Annotated in this window: 14 protein-coding genes; 10 read left to right on the top strand and 4 right to left on the bottom strand. The window is 54.2% G+C overall.

From position 1 onward, the window contains the following. Positions 1–5 precede the first annotated feature (5 nt). Entirely contained in the window at positions 6–821 is an 816-nt protein-coding gene (cobA, locus tag ACSOSI_RS15430) for a uroporphyrinogen-III C-methyltransferase (RefSeq protein WP_476705725.1), read from the top strand. Positions 822–825: 4 nt separating this feature from the next. Here the strand turns inward: cobA and ACSOSI_RS15425 are convergent, their stop codons facing one another. Next, positions 826–1392, bottom strand: coding sequence for a YbhB/YbcL family Raf kinase inhibitor-like protein (locus tag ACSOSI_RS15425; protein ID WP_476705724.1), 567 nt, complete (start codon positions 1390–1392; stop codon positions 826–828). Between the two features lie 134 nt (positions 1393–1526). After that, positions 1527–2228, bottom strand: coding sequence for a prepilin peptidase (locus ACSOSI_RS15420; RefSeq protein ID WP_261098109.1), 702 nt, complete (start codon positions 2226–2228; stop codon positions 1527–1529). A 520-nt stretch (positions 2229–2748) separates the two neighbouring features. Here ACSOSI_RS15420 and ACSOSI_RS15415 point away from each other — a divergent pair. After that, positions 2749–4242, top strand: coding sequence for a YchO/YchP family invasin (locus ACSOSI_RS15415; RefSeq protein ID WP_112364062.1), 1494 nt, complete (start codon positions 2749–2751; stop codon positions 4240–4242). Here the strand turns inward: ACSOSI_RS15415 and narL are convergent. Then, complete coding sequence (gene narL, locus ACSOSI_RS15410; RefSeq protein WP_012145623.1) at positions 4239–4889, bottom strand: two-component system response regulator NarL; 651 nt, start codon at positions 4887–4889, stop codon at positions 4239–4241. The genes ACSOSI_RS15415 and narL overlap by 4 nt on opposite strands. A gap of 11 nt (positions 4890–4900) precedes the next feature. Next, complete coding sequence (gene narX / locus ACSOSI_RS15405) at positions 4901–6685, bottom strand: nitrate/nitrite two-component system sensor histidine kinase NarX (protein ID WP_259189687.1); 1785 nt, start codon at positions 6683–6685, stop codon at positions 4901–4903. 362 nt (positions 6686–7047) lie between these two features. On the opposite strand from narX, the gene ACSOSI_RS15400 reads away from it, so the two are divergent. The 8 genes from ACSOSI_RS15400 (at position 7048) to ACSOSI_RS15365 (ending at position 18252) form a co-directional block, all read left to right on the top strand. Beyond that, positions 7048–8436, top strand: coding sequence for a NarK family nitrate/nitrite MFS transporter (locus ACSOSI_RS15400; protein WP_112364060.1), 1389 nt, complete (start codon positions 7048–7050; stop codon positions 8434–8436). 893 nt (positions 8437–9329) lie between these two features. Next, complete coding sequence (locus tag ACSOSI_RS15395; RefSeq protein ID WP_012145620.1) at positions 9330–10229, top strand: transcriptional regulator; 900 nt, start codon at positions 9330–9332, stop codon at positions 10227–10229. 181 nt (positions 10230–10410) lie between these two features. After that, positions 10411–11367 (top strand): NAD-dependent epimerase/dehydratase family protein, encoded by a 957-nt coding sequence (locus ACSOSI_RS15390; protein WP_012145619.1) that lies wholly within the window; start codon positions 10411–10413, stop codon positions 11365–11367. A 180-nt stretch (positions 11368–11547) separates the two neighbouring features. Further along, positions 11548–12597: a UDP-N-acetylglucosamine--undecaprenyl-phosphate N-acetylglucosaminephosphotransferase gene (gene wecA / locus ACSOSI_RS15385; protein WP_012145618.1), complete on the top strand. Its 1050-nt coding sequence runs from the start codon at positions 11548–11550 to the stop codon at positions 12595–12597. Between the two features lie 177 nt (positions 12598–12774). Next, entirely contained in the window at positions 12775–13908 is a 1134-nt protein-coding gene (locus tag ACSOSI_RS15380; protein ID WP_126501747.1) for a polysaccharide export protein, read from the top strand. A 28-nt stretch (positions 13909–13936) separates the two neighbouring features. Beyond that, the gene (locus ACSOSI_RS15375; RefSeq protein ID WP_476705723.1) at positions 13937–16120 is read left to right on the top strand and encodes a polysaccharide biosynthesis tyrosine autokinase; all 2184 of its coding nucleotides are present in this window, start codon (positions 13937–13939) and stop codon (positions 16118–16120) included. A gap of 4 nt (positions 16121–16124) precedes the next feature. Next, positions 16125–17414: a flippase gene (locus ACSOSI_RS15370; RefSeq protein WP_012145615.1), complete on the top strand. Its 1290-nt coding sequence runs from the start codon at positions 16125–16127 to the stop codon at positions 17412–17414. Beyond that, entirely contained in the window at positions 17404–18252 is an 849-nt protein-coding gene (locus tag ACSOSI_RS15365) for an ATP-grasp fold amidoligase family protein (RefSeq protein ID WP_476705722.1), read from the top strand. The genes ACSOSI_RS15370 and ACSOSI_RS15365 overlap by 11 nt, the downstream gene beginning before the upstream one ends. Positions 18253–18365 lie beyond the last annotated feature (113 nt).

The following is an 18365-nucleotide window of genomic DNA, read 5'->3' as shown; positions in this document are numbered from 1 at the left end:
GTGAGATGAACAATATAGATAAACTGATGCTGGCCGGAGATCTGCGCCAGCCGGTACGTAACGGTGAAGTGTGGCTGGTGGGCGCCGGGCCGGGGGATGCGGAGTTACTGACGTTAAAGGCATTACGGGTGATTCGGCAGGCGGACGTGGTGGTGTTCGATCGTCTGGTTTCCCCGGCGGTAATGGCCTTGCTGCCGCCGGAGGCGCTGTGCATTGACGTGGGAAAATCCATGGGGTGCCACACTTTGTCGCAAAAGCAGATTGACCACCTGCTGGTCGAATTAGCCCTGTCCGGTAATCGGGTAGTGCGACTCAAGGGCGGCGACCCTTTTATTTTTGGTCGCGGCGGCGAAGAGATGGTTGAATTGCAGCGCCATGGCGTGGTTTGCCATGTGGTGCCGGGTATCACCGCCGCCAGCGGTTGTGCGGCGGAGAGTGGTATCCCGCTGACACACCGCGATTACGCGCAATCGGTGCGTTTTGTCACCGGCCATTGCCGTAACGGTGAGGTGAGTCTGGACTGGCACGGCCTGGTCTCTGCGGGGCAGACGCTGGTGTTTTATATGGGGCTGACATTAAGCGAAACCATTGCCACGCAACTGATGCGCCATGGCATGGCGGCACAGACACCCTTGGCCATTATTGAACGCGGTACGCTACCGCAGCAGCGGGTATTAACCGGTACGCTGTCAGAATTACCGACGTTAATTGCCCGTCAGCGGCCGGTTTCACCCAGCCTGCTGGTGATTGGTGAGGTGGTCAGCCTGTACCGCGCGCCGGCTATCGTCAGCGAAAAACCGGCAGAGGCGTTGACCGCCTGAGCCGCTATTGGCCGAAGCGACCGATAATGCCTGCACCGCCCTTGGCGTGGCCCTGTAATTTCTCCAGTAGTTGTTCGCGGGTAAGCCCCGGCCCGAGCGCGTGGGGGGGCAGATCGGTGGCGATCAACACAAAGGTGTAGTGGTGAAACCCGGACCCCGCTGGAGGACAGGGACCATGATAAACCGAGGTGCCCGGTGAGTTTTTGCCACCGACAAAGCCTTTGCCCTGGGTGAGATCGCCCTCGGCGAAGCCGCTGGCGTTGGCAGGTATGCCATAGGCCACTAAATGGCTAACGCCCAGACCTGCCTTGCCCTCGGGATCGGACAGTAACAGGGCGAAGCTTTTGGTGTCTGCCGGTGGGTTGGCCCAGCTTAGCGGCGGCGAAACATTGTCGCCGGTGCAACTGGCGTTGCCCGGTGTAGCTCCGGCATATTTCTGCGCCAGCGAGCCACCATCCTGGAATGCCGGTGAGCTGAGGGTAAAGGTGCCGGCGGCCTGTGCCGCGAACGACAGCAAACCGCTGGCCAATGCCGCGCTAAGCGCAAGTGCAGATAAACCACGACCTGACATACAACCTCCTGTGTTGATTTGGGTAAACCCCGTTTTGCCTTGGGCAAAGCATAGTGCTGCAGGCGGAGGGGCGCCATAACAGCTACGCCAACAGTAGGCTATAACAGCGGGAAAATAGCCGGGCCAGTCTGGCATCAGGGTGAAATAAGGTGAAATGCTGTGATTTCTCCGCTGAAAGGTGAAGGGCCGCTATCGGCGGTCGCCAACAGAACCAACCAGCCGGAAAGCGCCAGATAAAGGCCAAAGGGCAGCGTATCCTGCCTGCCGGCTTTGCGCAGTAAACGGGCTATTGCCGTAGCGCACAACCCGGCCGCTGCGGCGCCGCTGACCAGCATCGGCAGGGCGGCCCAGCCGGTCCAGGCACCCAGTGCCGCCAACAGTTTAAAATCCCCCTGACCGATACCGTCCATTTTCCGCCTGCGGCGATAAGCCACATTGAGCAACCACAGCGAAAGATAACCGATGCAGGCCCCGGTCACCGCTTCGGTCAGCGAAACAAAATAGCCTTGTTGATTGACCAACAGCCCGGCCCATAGCAGCGGTTGGGTCAGGCGATCCGGTAATAGTCGCTGTTGCCAGTCAATGAGAGCCAGCGCCAGTAATATCGCCGCTGCCGGCAGCAGCAATAGCCGTTGTAGCAGTGGAATATTGAAAGGCAGGGCCGCCAGCCCGGCACTGACGGCAATCAACATCACCGTGCGTTCCCTCGGTAGCGGGTGTTGCGTCAAGCCTGGTGAGAGGATGCCGATCAGTCTGGTGGCGAGCGCTGCGGGCAGTAACATGGCCGGGATAAATAGACCGCGAAACCAGAAATCGAGCTGAGGATTATCGAACATAAAAGCTTCCTTACCGGTCTGAAATTAGCGTTCAAAATAGCGGCAAAAAGGGTTTCATGCAGAGCGATTGTTTTATCGATTACCGGTATTGCGCAGGGGGCCGCAATCCACGGTTAAGTGCCAGGTGAAATACACTGAAATTGCGAATTGCTACGCATAATCAATAGATTAATTTCTTGGTGAATTTAAATTTGCGGTTTTTTTCGGCAAAATCAGCGATGAAATAAAGTGAATTCTCGTTTTCAGCCGCAAGAGTTTCAGCGTTTTTCTGGCACTCCATCACCGACTGAAATAATTGAAGGCCATGTGACGTTGTCACTAAATTAAATGAGGTTTATCCGATTGTTTCTGATGATAAAGCCATTAGACTTTAGGGTTCATGATGCAGTTTGGCTCGCAACTGCCCGTTAGGGGCAAAATGCCAGACTGCGCAAAGTTTGGGTGGTCTGTCGTCTGGAGTGATGGCAGCAAGAAAGGGTTTATTTGCCAACCCTCTGGATCAAGGGGTGGCGACTGTGCAATGACAGACGTTATTCATAAAGCGCGTTACCGATTGAAAAAAGTTGTGCCTTTTGCCACGGGGTGTTTACCGGCGATGGGGTTGGCGTGGCTATGCGGCGCGTTGCCCGCCTACGCCGAATCGCCACCCGCACCGGACTCGGTTGTTCAGCAACCGGCCAACGATTTGCCGGAACTGGGCGGCAATGCTTCCAATGACGCCGAGCGTGAAAAAGAGTGGGCCACCATGGCCAAACAGCTGGGCGAACGTAACCTGAATAACGTTTCGAGCCAACAGGTGCGTACCCGTGCCGAGAGCTATGCGGTCGGTCAGGCCAGCAGCGTGCTGCAACAGCAGGCCCAGGAACTGCTTTCACCGTTGGGTAACGCCAAACTGTCGCTGGTGATGTCCGACCAGGGGGATTTTTCCGGCAGTAGCGGTCAGTTGTTCAGCCCGCTGTATGACGTTAACGGCTTGCTGACCTATAGCCAACTCGGCCTGTTGCAGCAAACCGAGGGTTCGCTGGGTAATTTTGGCCTCGGCCAGCGTTGGGTCGCCGGCGATTGGCTGTTGGGGTATAACACGGTGCTCGACAGCGATTTCGAGCGCCATCATAACCGTGCCAGCCTGGGGGCCGAAGCCTGGGGAGATTTCCTGCGTTTTTCCGCCAACTATTACTACCCGCTGTCGGCGCTGGCGCAACAGAGGGATAACGCCCAGTTCCTCAGCCGTCCGGCGAGCGGATATGACATCACCACTCAGGGCTACCTGCCGTTTTATCGCCAGATTGGCGGCTCGCTCAGCTATGAACAGTACTGGGGTGAGAACGTCGATCTGTTTGGCAGCGGCAAAAAGCAAAATGACCCGCGTGCCATGCAACTGGGGGTGAATTACACCCCGGTACCCCTGGTGACGGTGAAAGCGTTGCACAAGATGGGAGAAGGCGGGGTAAGTCAGGATCAGGTCGAGCTGGCGTTAAATTATCGGCTTGGTGTGCCGCTGGTGAAGCAGATTTCGCCGGAATATGTTGCTCAGGCCAAGTCGCTGCGTGGCAGTCGTTATGACAACATCGAACGGAAAAATGTGCCGGTGATGGCGTTTAAACAGCGTAAAACGCTGCAAGTGTTCCTGGCCACGCCGCCATGGCGCCTGCAACCGGGAGAAACCTTGCCGCTGGTGCTGGAAATCAAAACCACCAACAAAATTACCCGGGTCAGTTGGCAGGGAGATACGCAGGCACTAAGCCTGACGCCGTCGCAAAACGGTAACGATCCACATGGCTGGAGCCTGATTGTGCCGCAATGGGATGACTCACCGGATGCCGCCAACCGCTACCACCTGTCGGTGACGCTGGAAGATGACAAACAGCAATTGGTGACCTCTAACTGGATCCAACTGCAGGTGACGCCGCCTTTGACCGTTTCATCTGAAATAGAGCAGGGGCTGCCACCGGCAAAAGTACTGCAACCACCGACTATCCCGGCAGAAACCGGGCCGTTGAACGGCAGTGATTAACCGTTTTTTCCCTGCAGTACCCAGACGGCGGCTTCAACGCGCGATTTCAGCTTCATTTTTTTCAACAGGTGTTTGACGTGCACCTTGACGGTGCTTTCGGTGATGGTCAGCTTACGGGCGATCATCTTGTTCGGCAGACCCTGGGCGATCAGTTTGAGAATGTCACGCTCACGTGGCGTCAACTGCTGGATATCGCGCTCGGCACTGGGGCGGTTCTCACGCAGGCTGGCCGCCAGGATCGGTGTCAACGCCTCGCTTAACACCATCTGACCGGCCGCCGCCTGATGCAGGGCTTTCAGCAACTCCTCTGGCTCCATATCCTTCAGCAGATAGCCGTCGGCACCGCGTTTTAGCGCGCTGACTACGTCATCCTCGTGATTAGACACGCTAAACACCACAATGCGCCCAGAGAGCGCAGTCATGCGCAGGCGATCCAGCGTCTCCAGGCCATTGATGCCCGGCATGTTCAGATCAAGCAGGATCAGATCCGGATCATGCTCTTCGGCCAGTGCGACACCCTGTTCGCCGTTGCCGGCTTCAGCGATCACCTGCAGGCGGGAGTCCATGCCGATGAGCTGTTTTACGCCATTGCGCAGCATCGGGTGGTCATCAATCAATAAAATAGTGGCGGCAGTTTCGGTGGTCATGGTTTCTCCCATTAGTCGATGGCGTGGTTGTCCGGTTTAAATACCACCCGGACCTCAGTGCCGCCGCCGCTGCGGGGTAAAATCTCGCAGCGGCCGTGCAGGCTTTTGGCGCGATCGCGCATAATTATCAGGCCGTAGTGATCGGGGCGATCGGTGTCTGGCGGCAATCCGCAGCCGTTATCGCAGACGCTCAGTGTGACCTCGCCTCGTTGATTGACTACCTGAATGCTCACCTGGCTGGCCTGAGCATGTTTGTTGATGTTGCTTAACGCTTCGCGGGCAATTTGCAGCAGGTGGATAGCCTGATAAGCGGGCACCGTACGCGGCGTTAACTGATAGTCGAGCTGGATGGAAATGCCGAGCCGTTGGCTAAACTCCTGCACCGTCGACTGCAAGGCTGCCAGCAGTCCTGGCTCTGTCAGCCGCAGGCGGAAGGTGGTCAAGAGTTCACGCAACTGGCGGTAGGCGATGTTTAACTCTTCGCGCATCTGTTGTACCAGCGCCAGGTTGGCGGGTGAAAGTTCGGCCCCCTGCATTTGCAGGCAACTGGTTTGCATCTTCAGGCACGATAATGATTGGGCAATAGAGTCATGCAACTCACGGGCTATCGCCGCGCGTTCTTCCATCAGCATCAACTGCTGTTGATGATCCACCTGGCGTTCAATCGCCAGCACGCTGGTCAACTGTTCGACCAGGGTACTCATCAACTGCCGATCTTCGTCATTCAGCGGGCGTTGTGGCGCATGTTGCGCAACGATCACCCCGTAATCTCCCAGTTTGTCACTCAGGCTCCAGCTCAGCGAAGGATGATCGGCATGTTGCTGATTGTCGTCGCTCAGGCAGGCGCTGCACACCGGATTATTGCAATATTCCGGCCGCAACGGCTGGTTGCCGCACAGCTGTACAAACTGTTCCTGACTGTTGTTTTCGTACAGGCGTACCTGGATGGCGCGCAGTGGCGTCAGGGTTTGCAACTGATTGAGGATCGGTGTCAGGCGGCTGCACAATGGTTCGTTGGCATGCAACTGACGGCTGGCGTGATACAAAAAGCCCAGCACCTGATTCTTTTGCTGCAGATCGGCGGTTTTTTCTGCCACCCGCTGCTCCAGCCCGTTGTACATGGTAGCCAATTCGTCGGACATGGTGTTCAACGCGCCGCCGAGTGAGGCCATTTCATCCTGATGGCCACGCTGGGCAAAACGGCGGCTGAAATCGCCGCGACCCGCTGACAGCGCCATCGCCACCAATTGACGCCACGGATGCAGCAGACGACGGCGCAGGTAACAGATAGTCCCCACCAGCAGCAGCAGCGTCAGCGCGATAAACACCGCCTGTACCAGCGTCACCGTCAGCAGGCGCCGCTCGGTATGGTGGTCAATATCCGAGACCAGCGTATCGAGCAGGGAGACGAAATGTACCACCTGCGGGGTTGCCTCCGCCGGTTGCCGGGCTGACCGCAACCTTGGCAGCAGGGTTTCTTGCCAGTAATTATTCAGCGCCTGAAACTGTTCGGTCAGTTGCTCTTGCGTCACTGAACGCTGAAGATCGGGACTGTTGGCGTCCTGATCCAGCTCACGGATCAGTGCTTCGCTGTGTGAATTCAGCGGCACCTGAGCCAGCAGGCGATAACTTTGCATTCGCAGCGAACCGGCTTTGTTGATGGCATGCGCGTTGCCCTGAATGCTTTGTGACATCCAGGCTGAAATGCTCATACCGGCCACGCCCAGTATCCCCAGCAGCAACATCAGGACGGCCACCTGATTCACGATGGAAAGTGGTGCTAACAGGCGTTTCATAGGTTTTTGGCCCCCGAAGGCAGAGCAAGATACGGCTGGTAACCAGAGGACAAGCGCAGGTGGCATCAGCGGGTGTGGTAACGATTCCGCGTTATTTTTCATCATACCCGGCGATAACCCCATACCTCTAACGAAGTACCCACTAGTTTCCCGTCTGCCTTGCCAGCCGCTGCCAATGGCGTTGAGTAATAGCCAATAGATTGATTTTCAATGTTTTAAATCTATGCGGAGAGTTACTCATAAAGGGATGGCGGGGCTTTTCGGGCGGTTGGCTACCTGCATCCGGGTTGATTTACATCAACTTTGCCGTAGGGGCCGCCGCCTAGGGTGGGCGAAGTTATCATCCTGTGTCTGAGGTTTTTATGTCGCAATCTGCAACGTCATTATCAAAACAAACAGGCGCGGTTATTCAGGACTGGCAGCCTGAGGATGCCGCATTCTGGCAACAACGCGGCCAACGTATCGCCAACCGCAACCTGTGGATTTCCATTCCTTGCCTGCTATTGGCTTTCTGCGTCTGGATGCTGTTTAGCGCGGTGGCGGTCAATTTGAATAAGGTTGGCTTTAATTTCACCACCGATCAGCTGTTTATGCTCACCGCGTTACCTTCCGTTTCTGGCGCTATCCTGCGTGTGCCTTATTCCTTTGTGATCCCGATGTTCGGCGGCCGTCGCTGGACGGCGATCAGCACCTGCCTGCTGCTGGTACCCTGCCTGTGGCTGGGGTTTGCGGTGCAGGACGCGACCACGCCATATAGCGTGTTTGTGATTATCTCTTTACTGTGTGGTTTTGCCGGGGCCAACTTTGCCTCCAGCATGGCCAATATCAGCTTCTTCTTTCCAAAGGCCAGACAGGGCGGTGCGCTGGGTCTGAATGGCGGCCTGGGCAACCTGGGCGTTAGCGTGATGCAGTTGGTGGCTCCACTGGCCATCTCTGTTGCCATCTTTGGCGCCTTTGGTGGTACCGGTCAGGTACAGGCTGATGGCAGCTCACTGTGGCTGGAGAACGCCGCCTGGATTTGGGTACCTTTCTTGCTGGTCGGTACGCTGGCGGCCTGGTTCGGTATGAACGATCTGGCGGCCTCCAAAGCGTCGCTCCGTCAGCAACTGCCGGTACTCAAACGCGGTCACCTGTGGGTGTTGAGCCTGCTGTACCTCGCCACCTTTGGTTCCTTTATCGGTTTTTCCGCCGGTTTTGCCATGCTGTCCAAAACTCAGTTCCCGGACGTGGTGATTTTGCATTATGCCTTCTTCGGTCCGTTCCTCGGCGCTCTGGCACGGCCGGTGGGCGGGGCGCTGTCGGATCGCTTCGGCGGCATTCGCGTCACGCTGATTAACTTTGTGCTGATGGCCGTGTTTGCTGCCTTGCTGTTCCTGACTTTACCGGGAGCAGGGCATACGGGCTCGTTTATCGCATTTTATAGCGTCTTTATGCTGCTGTTCCTCACTGCGGGATTGGGCAGTGGTTCCACCTTCCAGATGATTGCCGTGATCTTCCGTAAAATTACCGTAGATCGGGTTAAGGCCAGCGGCGGCAGTGACGAAAGCGCTCAACGCGAAGCGGTTACCGATTCCGCGGCCGCCCTGGGCTTCATCTCGGCGATCGGGGCCGCAGGCGGCTTCTTTATCCCAAAAGCCTTTGGCACTTCCCTGGCGTTGACTGGCTCACCGGCAGGGGCGATGAAAATCTTCCTGGTGTTCTACGTGGTCTGTGTGCTGGTCACCTGGGTCGTCTACGGCCGTAAAAAATAGTTCACATATCCCCAGTTCCTCCCCGGCAGGGGAGGAGCTATTTCCCTTCTTTGCCATGTGAAGTTTTACTCCCTCAGTGAAATCCCTGTCGCTCTAGGTAATATTCTTATTACCGCTCACCATTTTTCCCTTTGTTTATATACCCGTCATCTTTCAAGTTGCAGCGTTGTTATCTGCACTCGCTCACCCCAGTTACTTACTTGAGTAAGCGCCTGGGGATGAGCGAGTTGGCCGCCTAGCTGCAACTTGAAAGCTATAGGGTATAGGCATCTCTCTCAAATTGCGTTTTTCACTTTAGATAGACGGTTTTTTTTCTGTTGGTTATTTTTCATTTTTCAGTCGAATTTCTTACTAAAATAAAACACTGTGAATGACCCATAGCATGGTAATAATTTTGTTTTTTCCGTTATTCGAGAATCATCCCATCAAGTTAACAATAGTCCTTTGTAATTTGGTGCTATATTTTAACCTGGTGCCCTGTGAAGGATTAAATCAGACAACTCTCATTCTGTTTTGACAGGCTTTTTGTAGGCTATCTGGCAATCGGATTAGGTGGAAAAACAGGTGATATTCTTCAAGGGCAGGGTAGGATTTCACAATTTCACTTAGCTAACAAACTGATAACATAATTATATTTTTATTTAAAAACAGTGTGTTGGCTGTATTTTATTGCCGGTAAGCATGATGAGAAACCATGTTGCCAACAGGGAAATAATGACATTCAAACAATCATAACCTCCATTTGAGGAGGGATGTAAAAAATGAAATCAGCAAATTTTTATAAAAATAAATATCTGATGAATGCAACCTGTTGAGTTTACATTTAATTTCTTGAACATTTTTTCATATTTCTATACAAAGTGTGCAGGACAGGCACGCTAAGGAAATTAAAAGTGAATCTTGATAAAAGAATAAAGATTAGGAATCTAGATGTTCTGACACCGTCCAGGGAAAAGTTTCGCCTACGTTGGAAGGAGTATCAGATACTTTCACTTCTTGTCGCCAGATCCCCAGAACTGGTTAGCCGTACGGAAATTATAGAAAACATATGGAAAGGAACTTATTGTTCAGATTCAACGATAAATCAAACGATTAAATCTATTCGTCAAAAAATAGGGGATGCTGAGCATACACTTATCAGAACCATTCCTCGCCTGGGCTATAAGGTGGAAAACAAGGCGGTTTTTCACTTTATTTCTGAAGAGGATGAATACGTCGCCGATGAAATATGGAATATCGAAAGCGATGCCAATAAAGATATTCAAGCGGAACTTTCTGAAAGTGACAATAAAGATGATGAAATTATTACTGAGGAAATAGAACGGCCGGAGGAAGTGGTTGCTCCGGTTTCTTCGTCTGTCACGCCCGCAGCGCTTAAAAATACGGCAATAAGAAACAAAGCTTCGGCCTCAGCGGGTTTTTTCTCAGTTCCTGCCATTCGCGTGGTGAAATACCTGTCGGTATTCGTGTCATTGCTGGTTATTTCACATTTTTCATATGTACTGGGGAACCAAACTCGTCCGCCAATTATCAATGATATTCAAAACAATACCCGCGTGGTACTCACTCTGACGCTGAATAATCCTTTGGCCAAGGGGCCGCAAAGCCTGCTTTGTCTGTATCAGGGTGAAAACCTGGAGCAGGCGACCATTGAGTGCGTTGACCCCAAGCAGGGGAAGTTTAAACAGCCGGTGAAATACGATACTTCAGACGCACAGGGGGTGGGTAAGATTAATCTTATATTGCCGGGTAAAACCATGGAATATCAAGTTGCTTACGATGTTAAAAATTAGCACCAGATGATATTTCACCTTTGTCGATAATTTTACATTCGGCTAATATTTTTATTTCATTATTTGTTATTTGAAAGCCCGCTCTGTTTTGTCCAGTCTGGTTTCCATGTTCTAACGCCAATTAGCGTCCTGCCTCATGGTGCGGTAGGGAATAATGGGAAACCGGATTGAGTGACAAATTATGGATAAGCGTAAAGTAGCTATCATCGGGGGTTCCGGCTTTATCGGGACGCGTTTGGTTAAACGTCTGAGTGCGCGTAACGACCTGCTGTTGACCATCGTGGATAAAAAGCAGAGTGAGCATTTTCCTGAACTCTATCAGTTTGGCGATGTAACCCAGCCCGAAACCCTGCGGCAGGCGCTGGCGGGTTGTGACGCCGTGATTAATCTTGCGGCCGAGCACCAGGATAACGTCGATCCTGTCTCACTGTATTATCAGGTTAACGTTGATGGTGCGCGCAATGTTTGCATGACGGCCTCGGCGCTGAATATCCAACAAATTATCTTTACCTCCTCAGTGGCGGTATACGGTTTCGTGACTCAGGAAACCGGTGAGGAAGGGCTTTTTGAACCCTTTAACCATTATGGCAAATCCAAGCTGGAGGCCGAGTATGTTTACGAAGCCTGGCGCAAAGCCGATGCTGGCAACAAATTAACCATCATCCGCCCAACGGTGGTGTTTGGTGAAAATAATCGTGGCAACGTCTATAACCTGTTCCGGCAAATCGCCAGCGGCCGATTCGTGATGATTGGCAGCGGTAATAATATGAAGTCTATGGCTTACGTGGAAAATATTGCCGCCAGACTGGAGCATGCGCTGGATCAGCAGGCAACCTACCAGGTCAGCAATTATGTTGATAAGCCCGACTTCACCATGAATCAACTGGTCGACGTTATTTCTTCTTCATTAGGAAAAAGTAATAAGACTATTCGCATTCCCTATTTATTTGGCCTCTGTGGCGCAACGGCATTGGATGTGGTGAGCAAAATAAGTCACCGTAAATTCCCAATTAGCCGCGTGCGAGTGCAAAAATTCTGCGCCAGAACGCAATTTAAAAGCAATGTGCAAAATGATTTCGTGGCGCCGGTCGATCTTAATTTGGCAATCGAAAAAACAATTAAACACGAGTTTTCCTAGAGATAACTTTTTCTAAAACCAGGGCTGTTTATTTTTCGTCGATGACAACCGGATAAATCTGTAATTAACAGGATTAACTCATGCTGACTTATATCCTGGCAATATCAATTTTGTTTTTGTTAATAGCGCATTGGGAGCTGTAACTCAAGGGCGGTAGCGTGCTTATTCGCTGGAGGAACCATGTTATATCAACTGAGTGTGATATTTATTTTGGCGCTGATGCTGGTAGTTATTGCCCGCCGCGCTGCGCTGGCGGTGGGGTTAGTGGATAAACCCAATGCCCGTAAGCGCCATCAGGGGCATGTACCGCTGGTCGGTGGCATTGCTATCTACCTGATCATGACGCTGGTGACTTTCTGGCAACCGGACTGGTTGCCGCACAGTACCACCTATTTGTTGTGCGTCACCGCATTAGTGATGCTGGGGGTGCTTGATGACCGTTTTGATCTGCCGGTGGCGCCGCGCGTCATTGTGCAGGGAGGGATCGCGCTGGCGATGATGCTGGCGGCAGGGATGCAACTCTCTTCATTGGGGTTCCTGTGGGGCCACCAGGAGCTGTTGCTGGGTTATGCGGCGTTGCTGATCACCCCGTTGGCGGTATGGGGGGCGATCAACGCCTATAACATGGTTGACGGGATCGACGGCCAGCTTGGCGCACTGTCCTGTGTCACCTTTATGGCGTTGGCCATTTTGTTCGGGCTGGCCGGGCATGAGGCTCAGGCCTTGTGGTGCCTGAGCCTGATAGCGGCCCTGGTGGCCTACCTGCTGTTCAACCTCAGCGTATTCGGTGCGCGCAACAAGATTTTCATGGGTGATGCCGGCAGCATGGTGATTGGTTTCAGCGTGTTGTGGTTGCTGATTGTCGCCACCCAGGGTGCGGACGCGGTCATACGACCGGTGACCGCACTGTGGTTAATCGCCATCCCGCTGATGGATATGGTGACCGTGATGGTACGCCGTTTAATGCGTCGCCAGAGCCCTTTCAAGGCAGGACGCGATCACCTGCATCACATTCTGATGCGCCGCGGTCTCAATGCGCGCCAGGCGCTGGGGATGAGCTGCATGTTGGCGGTCACTCTGGCCTGTGTCGGCATCTGTAGTGAAGTGCTGCAGACACCGGACCACCTGATGCTGCTGGCCTTTGTATTTTGTTTCTTCGGTTATTTTGCCCTGTTGCGCGAACCGCGCCAGGCAAGCATTTTTACTGATAATCCCACCGCCGATCGTTAATCCCCAACGTGGCTCTGACCAAGCCCGTTATTAGGGAGAGCGTGCCGAAGGGGTCGTAGCGGCTTGTCCGCCGGAGCGCCCCTCGGTGCGCTAGGCCCGGGTATCTCAGTTCTTAAAGACAACTTTGTCATTCATCTGACGGGCCGCAATGGTGGCCCGTTTTCTCACGGTACCGTTATGAACCTTCATTTTCCTCATTGGATGCCACTGGTGCTGTCCAGCGTTTTGCTCAGCGGTTGCACTGCCTTTCCGGGGTCGCACCTGCCGACCCATGGCAAAGACGTCGTGACTCAGCAGGACGAAGACTTCGATTTGAACAAGCAGGTCCAGGTGTATCGCGTTACGCCGCTGCTACTGCAGAAAATGCGCCGGGTAGAGCCGGTGGCGCGGCCAAATCTGGCGCTGGACCAGCGTCTGCAAAGTTATCAGTACCGTATTGGTATCGGCGATGTGCTTAACGTTACCGTCTGGGATCACCCCGAATTGACCACCCCGGCGGGGCAGTACCGCAGCGCCAGCGACACCGGCAACTGGGTGCATGCCGACGGTTCAATCTTCTACCCCTACATTGGCCGGGTGAAGGTAGCAGGTAAAACCGTCAGCGAAGTGCGCAACCAGATCGCCGGCCGGTTGGCGACCTATGTGGAAAGTCCACAGGTCGACGTCAGCATTGCCGCCTTCCGCTCGCAAAAAGTCTATGTGACCGGCGAAGTGAAAACCTCCGGGCAGCAGGCGGTGACCAACGTGCCGCTGACCATTCTTGATGCGATCAATGCCGCCGGTGGTCTGACCGATAACGCCGACTGGCGCAACGTGGTGCTGACGCATCAGGGCAAAGAGCAGCCGATTTCCCTGCAGGCGCTGATGCAGCGCGGCGATATCAGCCAGAACCACCTGCTGGAGCCGGGAGACATCCTGTATGTGCCACGTAACGACGAACTGAAAGTCTTTGTGATGGGTGAGGTCGGCAAGCAGTCGACGCTGAAAATGGACCGCAGCGGAATGACGCTGACCGAGGCACTGGGCAGCTCCGAAGGGATCAGCCAAACGGTGGCCGACGCCACCGGCGTATTCGTGATCCGCCCGAATGGCGGCAAACAGCCGCAGCGGCTGGCGTCGCTGTACCAGTTTGACCTGTCCGATGCCTCCGCGCTGGCGATGGGCACCGAATTCCAGTTGGAACCTTACGACGTGGTGTACGTCACTGCGGCGCCGATCGCGCGCTGGAACCGTTTGATCAGCCAGTTGGCACCGACCATTTCCAGCTTTAACGACCTTAGCGAGGCCACGTTGCGGGTCCGTAATTGGTAAACCCGTAACGGTGACTTAAGGAATACTGATGATGAAGAACAACGCATTGCCGATTGTGATGGCTGAACAGGACGACAAACTGGAGTGGGAGCGCCTGATTGGCCCGCTGTGGGATAACCGCTGGCGCATTCTGCTGGTGACCGGCGTCGCCGGTATTCTGGGCTGCGCTTATGCACTGATGGCGACGCCAATCTATCAGGCTACGGCCCTGGTACAGGTGGAAAAGCAGCTCTCGGGCGATTCATTGCTGCGTGAAACGCTGGACAGCTCTATTGGCGGCTCCATCGGGCAGAACTCGGCGACTCAGGACGAGGTTTCGCTGGCGAAATCGCGCTACGTGATTGGCAAAACCGTCGACGATCTTGGTCTGACTGTGCGTATCAGCCCGGATTACTTCCCGCTGCTTGGCAAGGGCATTGCCCGCCTGAGCGGTGAAACGCCGCCGCTGTTGAACATCTCCGGCATGAAGGTGCCGGCGGTCATGCAGGGCCAGGAACTGACCCTGACCGCAGAAGATCAACAGCGTTATAGCCTGAGCCATGACGGCAAAAAATTGTTCAGCGGCAGCGTGGGGCAAGCCCTGCAGCAGGGCGGTTGGGCAATGAATGTGACCGCGCTGGAGGCCTTGCCGGGCACGACTTTCACTATAGTTAACGTGCCGCGCCAGAAAGCGGTGGATGACCTGCGCAATATGCTTGACGTTGCCCCCGGCGGCAAGGAAAGCGGCATCATGACCTTCAGCCTGGCGGGGGAGGATCCGCAGCGTGCAGAGGCGGTGCTCAAAAGCATCACCGATAACTACCTGCAACAGAACGTGGATCGCAAAACCGAGGAGGCGCAGCGCATGCTGGCCTTCCTGCACGAGCAGTTACCTCGTACTCAGAGCTCGCTCAACAACGCCGAAAATCAGCTTAATCAGTTCCGTCAGCAAAACGACTCGGTGGATTTGTCACTCGAGGCCAAATCGGTGCTGGATACCCAGGTTCAGCTTGAAGGCCAGTTGAATGAGCTGACCTTCAAAGAGGCGGAAATCTCCAAGCTTTATACCCGCGTGCATCCGGCCTATCGGGCGCTGTTGGAAAAACGCGCCACGCTGGAAGCGGAAAAAGCCCGCCTTGGCAAGCAGGTACAAAGCCTGCCGAAAACCCAGCAGGAAATTCTGCGCTTAACCCGCGACGTGCAAGTGGACCAGCAGGTCTATATGCAACTGATGAACAAACAGCAGGAGTTGAGCATCAGCAAGGCCGGCACGGTGGGCAACATCCGCATTATCGATGAGGCGGAAACCGGTCTGCGCCCGGTGCAGCCGCAAAAGGCGATGATTGTTTTGTTCGCTCTGTTGATGGGGGGCGTGCTGTCAGCCTCGGTGGTGGTGTTGCGCGCCGCGCTTCATCGCGGCATTGGTGACACCGATACGCTGGAAAAACGCGGTATCAGCGTGTACGCCACGGTGCCGCTGTCGCCATGGCAGCAAAAACGCAACCGCGCTCAGCAGCAACTGTTGACTAAACACGGCAGCGGCAAACTGCCGATATTGGCGCAGGAGGAACCGGAAGATTTATCCGTTGAGGCGATCCGCAGCCTGCGCACCAGCCTGCACTTCGCCATGATGGAGGCCAAAAACAACATTCTGATGGTCTCGGGCGCCAGCCCCGCCAGCGGCAAAAGCTTTACCAGTACCAACCTCGCGGTGGTGATCGCTCAGGCCGGTCAGCGTGTGTTGTTGATCGACGCCGATATGCGCAAAGGCTTTTTGCACCGCTGGTTGAACAACAGCGCCAAGGCCGGTCTTTCAGACATGCTGTCCGGGCTGATCGCACCCGACCAGGCGGTGAAGAAAACCGATATCGTCAATCTGGACTTTGTGCCGCGCGGCCAGGTGCCACCGAATCCGTCTGAACTGCTGATGCATCAGCGCTTTGCCGACTTCCTGCGCTGGGCGGGGCAAAATTACGATCTGGTGCTGATCGACACGCCGCCGGTACTGGCGGTAACCGACGCCGCCATCGTTGGCCATCATGCCGGTACGGCGCTGATGGTGGTGCGTTTTGAGGTCAACACCGTCAGACAGATTGAAACCAGTATCCGTCGCTTCGAGCAGAACGGCGTGACGATTAAAGGGGTGATCCTTAACGGCATGGTGAAAAAAACCGCCACCGATGCCGGTTACTATGCTTTTGCTTACCCCAGTCACCAGGAAAAGGTTCAGTAACCGCATGAAAGCGATGCTGATGAACTCCCTGTGGTTGATGTTGGAACGGGTATCGCTGAGCCTGTCAGGCATTTTTGTTTCGGTGTACGTGGCGCGCTACCTGGGGCCGGCGCAATACGGGCTGATTAACTACCTGCTGTCGGTGATCGCCATTGCCGTACCGCTGGTGCAGCTGGGGGCCGACGCGGTGTTGTTTAACCGTGTCGCCCGGCACCGGCACAGCGGCATCCGGCTGATGCTGGCCTCGATGCGCCTGCGGCGGCAACTGTTCGCGTTGATCGCCATACCTCTGATGGCCTGGGCGTTGCTGACGCAGGATCGTACCAGTCAGATCATGATGGCGTTGATGCTGTTCAGCGCCTATTTCTCGGTGCAGGACGTTTATAAGATTTATTACGACGCCCTGCTGAAATCTAAGTTGAACACGCTGATCAACAATTTGGCGCTGTTACTGTCGATCGTGGTTCGGCTGGCGCTGGTGCATGCCAAACTGCCGCTGGAGTGGTTTGCCGTGCCCTATGTGCTGAGCAGCCTGATCCCCTACGCGGTGCGCTGGCTGCTGTTTCGCCGTGAGCAAGTGGGCATGCGGCCGATCGCCAGGCGTCATCAACGGCGTTACGGACGTTACCTGCTGAAAGTAGGGTTGCCACTGGCGGTTTCGGGCCTGTCGATTGTCATCTACACCCGTATCGATCAAATCATGATCGGTAACTATCTGGGGGAACATAGCGTCGGGTTGTACAGCGCCGCCATCACCCTGAGTCAGGGCTGGATCTTTGTGCCGATTGCGCTGATCACCTCAATGATGCCCGGAGTGGCGAATGCCCGCACTTTGCTCGAACAGGAAGGGCGTATCCGGCTGCTGTATCTGGTGGTGCTGCTGCTTTCGATGCCGGTGATTTTGCTGCTTTCACTGTTTCCCGGGCCAATAGTGGCGCTGATGTTTGGCGACAGCTACCGTGAAACCGCCACTATCCTGGCGCTGTGTTCGGTGACTTCGTTGTTCTCGGTGATGGGCACCGTCTCTTATCGGGCGATTGTGCTGTTCGGCGGCTACCGGTTTATCGCGATAAAAATGCCGCTGGCCGCCTTGGCCAATGTATTGATGAATCTGGTGTTGATCCCGCGTTACGGCATTGCGGGCGCTGCGGTTGCAACGCTGATCACCGAGTTTATTTCATTTTTTGTACTTAATGGTTTTTTCAGAAGAGGACAAATTACCCGGCTGCAGGTGACCTGCTACCGTTGTTTACCTCAACTAATAGGGAAGGTGCGAGAACTTTATGCTAAATAATCTGGTGGAGGGTTTTTACCGTAATATACCCGATGCACTATATCATCAGTTAAAGTACGCATTATTTTTCCGCAAGATGCCGCATTTGGCCAGACCGGTGGGGTATAGCGAAAAACTGATGCGTAGAAAAGTCTATCCCCTGGCAATGTACACGCAATTATCCGATAAATATCAGGTGCGGGAGTATATTAAAAAACTGTGGGGGGAAGAGTACCTGATTGAACTTTACGCACAGGGAAAAGAACTGACTGAGGAAATATATGAGGCATTGCCTGATGCATTCGTTATTAAAGCCAACCATGGCAGTGGCTATAACAAACTGGTTTTTGATAAGAGCCAGACCAGTTTTAATGAGCTAAGAGTCCTGACCAACAGTTGGCTGCGGCAGAATTTTTATCAGGTTTACCGCGAGCGCCATTATAAGGATATTCCGCCCTGTGTAATGGTGGAAAAAATGTTGCTGGAAGACGGCAAAACGCCGAATGACATCAAGGTCCACTGCTTTAATCGCGGCGGTGAAGTGCGGTTTTTCATCCAGATTGATTATCAGCGTTTTATTGATCACCGGCGTGACTTTTTTGACGCCGACTGGAACCGTACCGAAATCCGCCTGGGCGTGCCCAACAGCGAAGTGCCGATGGATAAACCCTGCCGGCTGGAGCTGATGCTGGCGTTGGCACACCAGGTCGCCGAGCAATTCTCTTATGTACGTGTTGATTTTTATCAGGTGCAGCAACGTATCTATTTTGGCGAGCTGACATTCACCCCGGGGGCCGGCCTGCAAAGGCTGACGCCAGAAACCATTGAACAGGAGTGGGGAGGTTATTTCCAGGAGTAGTTGAATAACCGGTAGGCTGCGCGGGTTTTACCCGCGTCAGGACGGGGGGTAATAACCGGACAAGGATATTCTGGGATAACAAACTATTCCGTTGGCAATAATGCTGTTTTGCC

Source organism: Serratia sp. AR11, assembly GCF_056376275.1.
Note: the sequence above shows the minus strand (reverse complement) of the source record. Positions and strands in the feature narration are given on the sequence as shown.